This is a genomic window from Streptomyces sp. SID3212, assembly GCF_009865405.1.
In the GTDB taxonomy this organism is placed as follows: Bacteria; Actinomycetota; Actinomycetes; order Streptomycetales; family Streptomycetaceae; genus Streptomyces.
Genome location: NZ_WWJY01000366.1, coordinates 1 through 5,994, shown reverse-complemented (window position 1 = coordinate 5,994; position 5,994 = coordinate 1). Strand labels below are relative to the sequence as shown.

5 protein-coding genes are annotated in these 5,994 nt (G+C 72.2%); 4 read left to right on the top strand and 1 reads right to left on the bottom strand.

The window, feature by feature from the left end; all coding sequences use genetic code 11:
• A partial coding sequence (locus tag GT042_RS11215; protein ID WP_161308567.1) for an ATP-binding cassette domain-containing protein occupies positions 1–217 on the bottom strand: 217 nt, incomplete at its 3' end.
• Between the two features lie 247 nt (positions 218–464).
• Between GT042_RS11215 and rhaI the strand changes: the two genes are divergently transcribed.
• The 4 genes from rhaI to GT042_RS11195 form a co-directional block, all read left to right on the top strand.
• Positions 465–1,634 carry an L-rhamnose isomerase gene (gene rhaI / locus GT042_RS11210; RefSeq protein WP_161308566.1) on the top strand — a complete coding sequence of 390 codons (1,170 nt, stop codon included), beginning with the start codon at positions 465–467 and terminating at the stop codon, positions 1,632–1,634.
• Positions 1,635–1,693: 59 nt separating this feature from the next.
• Positions 1,694–3,745, top strand: a complete 2,052-nt coding sequence (locus tag GT042_RS11205; RefSeq protein ID WP_161308565.1) for a bifunctional aldolase/short-chain dehydrogenase — start codon at positions 1,694–1,696, stop codon at positions 3,743–3,745.
• A gap of 21 nt (positions 3,746–3,766) precedes the next feature.
• Positions 3,767–5,278 (top strand): rhamnulokinase family protein, encoded by a 1,512-nt coding sequence (locus GT042_RS11200; protein WP_345943740.1) that lies wholly within the window; start codon positions 3,767–3,769, stop codon positions 5,276–5,278.
• Between the two features lie 59 nt (positions 5,279–5,337).
• Positions 5,338–5,994: LacI family DNA-binding transcriptional regulator (locus tag GT042_RS11195; RefSeq protein ID WP_161308564.1), on the top strand; the 657-nt coding region annotated here is incomplete at its 3' end.

The following is a 5,994-nucleotide window of genomic DNA, read 5'->3' as shown; positions in this document are numbered from 1 at the left end:
TCTTGATGAGGGTGGACTTGCCCGCGCCGTTCTCACCGGCGAGTGCGTGCGCCTCACCCGCGTACAGCCCCAAGGACACCTCCTGCAAGGCCCGTACGGCACCGAAGGACGTGCTGACGTCCCTGAGCGCCAACACGGGGCGGCCGGGGACAGGGCCGGGACCGGGGCCGGGGCCGGAGACGGGTGCGGGACCGGGGCCCTTGGCGGGCTCGTTCATGCGGGCTCCTCAGCGGTGGGGACCGGGTGCGCGCCACCCTCCATGAAAGGTTTCAACGAGGTTGCTGGGAAGCTAGACGGCGCGGGGGAGCGGCGTCAATGGGCGTGCGTACGGCAATTTCACGCCTCCTGACGGGCCGTCGCCCCGCGAGCGCAACCCGCCGCGCGGAGGGTTGACACACCGTCACCCCTCCCATAGCTTCACCGCGATGAAACGATTCACGTCCGCACCACGGGAGCGCTGAGAGATGACGGGTCGATCCGCCGTGTCCGCCGTGAAGGCGGCGCTGAAGTCGCAGGCCGTCGAGACGCCGTCCTGGGCGTTCGGGAACTCCGGCACGCGGTTCAAGGTGTTCGCCCAGAAGGGCGTGCCGCGCACTCCGGGGGAGAAGCTCGCGGACGCCGCCCGGGTGCACGCGCACACGGGCGTGGCCCCGACGGTGGCGCTGCACATCCCGTGGGACCGGGTGGACGACTACGCGGCGCTCGGCGCGCACGCGCGGGATCTGGGCGTCCGGATCGGCGTGATCAACTCGAACGTCTTCCAGGACGACGACTACAAGCTGGGATCCGTCACCCACCCCGACCCGGCGGTGCGCCGCAAGGCGCTGGCGCACCTGCTGGAGTGCGTGGACGTCATGGACGCCACCGGCTCGCGCGACCTCAAGCTCTGGTTCTCCGACGGCACCAACTACCCCGGCCAGGACGACATCTCGGCGCGCCAGGGGCGCCTTGCCGAGGCCCTGGCGGCGGTGTACGAACGGCTCGGCGACCACCAGCGGATGCTGCTGGAGTACAAGCTGTACGAGCCGTCCTTCTACACGATGGACGTGCCCGACTGGGGCACCGCGTACGCCCACTGCCTGCGGCTGGGGCCCCGGGCGCAGGTGGTGGTCGACACCGGTCACCACGCGCCGGGCACCAACATCGAGTTCATCGTCGCCGTCCTCCTGCGGGAGGGGAAGCTCGGCGGCTTCGACTTCAACTCCCGTTTCTACGCGGACGACGACCTGATGGCCGGGGCGGCCGACCCCTTCCAGCTGTTCCGGATCATGTACGAGGTCATCCGCGGCGGCGGATTCACCCCGGACACCGCCTTCATGCTCGACCAGTGCCACAACATCGAGGAGAAGATCCCGGCGGTCATCCGCTCGGTGATGAACGTCCAGGAAGCGACCGCCAAGGCGCTGTCGGTGGACGCGGAGGCGCTGGCGGCGGCCCAGCGCACCGGTGACGTCCTGGCCGCGAACGCCGTGATCATGGACGCCTTCAACACCGATGTACGGCCGCTGATGGCCGAGGTGCGGACGGAACTGGGCGCGGACGCCGACCCGGTGGCCGCCTACCACGCCTCCGGGTACGGAGAGAAGATCGTCGCCGAGCGGGTCGGCGGCACGGCGGCCGGGTGGGGCGCCTGAGGATTCCGGCCGCACTCGACCATCCGTACACCGCAGTGGCACACCCACAGAGGGACACGATGACCGATCAGCCTCAACTCCATCCCGTGGCAGCCGAGTTGATCGCCCGCTCGCACCGGCTCGGTGCCGATCCGAGGAACACCAACTACGCGGGCGGCAACACCTCGGCCAAGGGCTCCGCCCCCGACCCCGTGACGGGCGACGCCGTCGAACTGATGTGGGTCAAGGGCTCCGGCGGCGACCTGGGCACCCTCACCGCCGGGGGACTCGCCGCGCTGCGGGTCGACCGCCTGCGTCAACTGGCGGGCGCCTACCCGGGGGTGGAGCGCGAGGACGAGATGGTCGCCGCCTTCGACCACTGCCTGTACGGCAAGGGCGGGGCCGCCCCGTCCATCGACACCGCGATGCACGGACTGGTCCGCGCCGCCCACGTGGACCACCTCCACCCGGACTCCGGGATCGCGCTCGCCTGCGCGGCCGACGGAGAGAAGCTGACCGTCGCGTGTTTCGGCGACACCGTCGTCTGGGTGCCCTGGCGGCGCCCCGGCTTCCAGCTCGGGCTCGACATCGCGGCGGTCAAGGAGGCCAACCCGCGGGCGATCGGCTGCGTCCTCGGCGGCCATGGGATCACGGCCTGGGGCGACACCTCGGAGGAGTGCGAGAGCAATTCCCTCCACCTCATCCGTACCGCCGAGGCCTTCCTCGCCGAGCAGGGCAGGCCCGAGCCCTTCGGACCCGTACGGGAGGGGTACGGGCCGCTGCCCGAGGAGGCGCGGCGCGCGCGGGCGGCGGAACTCGCCCCGTACCTGCGCGGACTGGTCTCCACCGACCGGCCGCAGGTCGCCCACTACACCGCGACGGACACCGTCCTCGAATTCCTGGCGCGCGCCGAACACCCGAGGCTGGCGGCCCTCGGCACCTCCTGCCCCGACCACTTCCTGCGGACCAAGATCCGCCCGCTCGTCCTCGACCTCCCCGCCGCGACACCGCTGGAACAGGTCAAGGAGCGGCTGACCGCCCTGCACACCGCCTACCGCGAGGAGTACCGGGCGTACTACGAACGGCACGCGACCCCCGCCTCGCCGCCCCTGCGCGGCGCCGACCCGGCGATCGTCCTGGTGCCCGGCGTCGGCATGTTCTCCTTCGGGAAGGACAAGCAGACCGCCCGAGTCGCCGGCGAGTTCTACGTCAACGCCATCAACGTGATGCGCGGCGCCGAGTCCGTGTCCTCGTACGCGCCCATCGAGGAGTCCGAGAAGTTCCGCATCGAGTACTGGGAGTTGGAGGAGGCCAAGCTGCGCCGGATGCCCCCGCCGAAGCCGCTGGCGACCCGGGTCGCCCTGGTCACCGGCGCGGGGTCGGGGATCGGCCGGGCCATCGCCCACCGGCTGGTGGCGGAAGGGGCCTGCGTGGTGGTCGCCGACCTCAACGCGGAGGGCGCCGCGACGGTCGCCGAGGAACTGGGGGGCGCCGACCGGGCCGTCGCGGTCACGGTCGACGTCACCGACGAGGAGCAGATCAAGGCGGCGTTCGCCGCCGCCGCGCTCGCCTTCGGCGGCGTGGACCTCGTCGTCAACAACGCCGGCATCTCCATCTCCAAACCGCTGCTGGAGACCACCGCCGGGGACTGGGACATCCAGCACACCATCATGGCGCGCGGCTCCTTCCTCGTCTCCCGCGAGGCGGCCCGGACGATGACGGAGCAGGGTATCGGCGGTGACATCGTCTACATCACCTCCAAGAACGCGGTGTTCGCGGGACCCGACAACATCGCCTACTCCGCGACCAAGGCCGACCAGGCCCACCAGGTCCGGCTCCTCGCCGCCGAACTGGGCGGGCTGGGCATCCGCGTCAACGGCGTCAACCCCGACGCTGTCGTGCGCGGTTCGGGGATCTTCGCGGGCGGCTGGGGCGCCCAGCGCGCCGCGGTCTACGGCGTGGAGGAGGACAAGCTCGGCGAGTTCTACGCCCAGCGCACGCTGCTCAAGCGCGAAGTCCTGCCCGAGCACGTGGCCAACGCGGTCTTCGCGCTGACCGGCGGCGACCTGAGCCACACCACGGGGCTGCACATCCCGGTCGACGCCGGGGTCGCGGCGGCCTTCCTGCGCTGACGTACCAGGAGAGGCCGGCCCGTGCCCGCACCAGAACCGCCCACCTTCGCAGCCGTCGACCTCGGGGCCTCCAGCGGCCGGGTCATGGCCGCCCAGGCCTCGGACCGCGGCGCGGGCACCCTGAGCCTCCACGAGGTCCACCGCTTCCCCAACCGCCCGGTGCGGACTGGGGACACACTGCACTGGGACATCCTGTCCCTGTACGGCGGTGTGCTGGACGGGCTCCGGGCCGTCGGCGCCCGGACACCGGGGCCGCTCGCGAGTGTCGGCATCGACTCCTGGGCCGTCGACTACGGCCTCCTCGACGCGTCGGGCACGCTGCTCGGCAATCCCGTCCACTACCGCGACCCACGGACCGAAGGCGAGGCGGCGAAGCTCGCGGCCGTACTCCCGCCCCGTGACCTGTACGAAGCGACCGGCCTGCAACACCTCCCCTTCAACACCGTCTACCAACTCACCGCCGCCCGCGGCAGTTCCGCCCTCGAAGCCGCGCACCGGCTGCTCCTGATCCCGGACCTCGTCGCCTACTGGCTCACCGGCCTGGCCGGCACCGAGATCACCAACGCCTCCACCACCCAGCTCATCGACCCCCGCACCCGCGACTGGTCCCGGCTGGTCGCCGACGCGGCCGGGATCGACCTGGCACTCTTCGCACCCCTGCGCGAACCCGGCGACCCGGCCGGGGAGTTGGCACCGCACGTCCTGGACGGGACCGGTCTGGCGGGGCCCGTCCCGGTGACCGCCGTCGGCTCGCACGACACGGCCTCCGCCGTCGTCGCCGTCCCCGCCTCCGGCGAGCGGTTCGCCTACCTCGCCACCGGCACCTGGTCGCTCGCGGGACTGGAACTGCGTGCCCCGGTGCTCACCGAGGAGAGCCGACGGGCCAACTTCACCAACGAGTTGGGCGTCGACGGCACGGTCCGCTACCTCCGCAACATCATGGGGCTGTGGCTGCTCCAGGAGTGTCTCCGTATGTGGGAGGCGCAAGGAACTCCGCAGCGGCTGGACCGACTTCTGGGCGAGGCGGCCGACGTACCGGGACTGCGCACGCTCGTGGACGCCGGGGACCCGGCGTTCCTCGCCCCCGGCGACATGCCCCGCCGTATCGCCGACGCCTGCCGCCGCGTCGGCGCCCCCGTGCCGGTGACCCCCGCCGAGACCACCCGCTGTGTGCTCGATTCCCTGGCCTACGCCCACCGGTGCGCCCTCGACGACGCCCAGCGGCTCTCGGGCCGTACGGTGGACACGGCGCACCTCGTCGGCGGCGGCGCGCACAACACACTGCTGTGCCAACTCACCGCGGACGCCTGCGGACTGCCCGTCGTCGCGGGCCCCGCGGAGGCCGCCGCCCTCGGCAACGTACTCGTCCAGGCCCGTGCCGCCGGTGCCGTACGGGGCGACCTCACCGACCTGCGCGCCCTGCTGCGCGGCACCCTGGATCCGCGCCGGTACGAGCCGTCCGGCGACCGGGCGGCCTGGGAGGACGCCGGACGGCGCTTCCTCGCCACGGCGCCGCACATTTCCCCGACATAGGATGCGAGGCCCCGACGAGGTTCCGACGAGGTTCCGACGAGACACCCAGGACAGGACACGTGGCCCAGACCGTAGGTATCAAGGACGTGGCCCGGCGGGCCGGAGTCTCGGTCGGTACGGTGTCGAACGTCCTCAACCGCCCCGAGAAGGTGTCGGAGCCGACGCGGGTACGGGTGCGGGCCGTCATCGACGAACTCGGCTTCGTCCGCAGCGAGTCCGCCCGGCAGCTCAGGGTCGGCACCAGCCGGATACTGGCGGTCCTGGTTCTCGACATGACCAACCCGTTCTTCGTCGCCATGGCCAGGGGCGCGGAACGCGCCGCGCGCGAGGCGGGGCTCGGGGTGATGCTCTGCAACAGCGCGGGCAGCGCCTCCGAGGAGGCGGAGTACCTGTCGCTCTTCGCCGAGCAGCGGGTGCGCGGGGTGCTGCTGACACCCGCCGACGCCACCGGGCGCAACGTGCGTGAGTTCGCCCGCCGGCACATCCCCTACGTGCACGTCGACCGTGCCGTACCCACGGCGGAGGGCTGCTCCGTCTCGGTCGACGACGTGACCGGCGGGGCGCTCGCCGTCCGCCATCTGCTGGCGGCGGGACACCGCTCGGTGACGTACGTCAGCGGACCCATGGACCTCCCGCAGTGCCGGGACCGCCGCACCGGCGCGCTGGCCGCCCTGCGCGAGGCGGGCCTCCCCGGGGACGCCCTGGGCCACCTGGAG

Bases quoted from the DNA above. Each gene is read 5' to 3' on its own strand.
- GT042_RS11205 (WP_161308565.1), top strand. From the start codon at position 1,694: ATGACCGATCAGCCTCAACTCCATCCCGTGGCAGCCGAGTTGATCGCC.
- rhaI (WP_161308566.1), top strand. From the start codon at position 465: ATGACGGGTCGATCCGCCGTGTCCGCCGTGAAGGCGGCGCTGAAGTCG.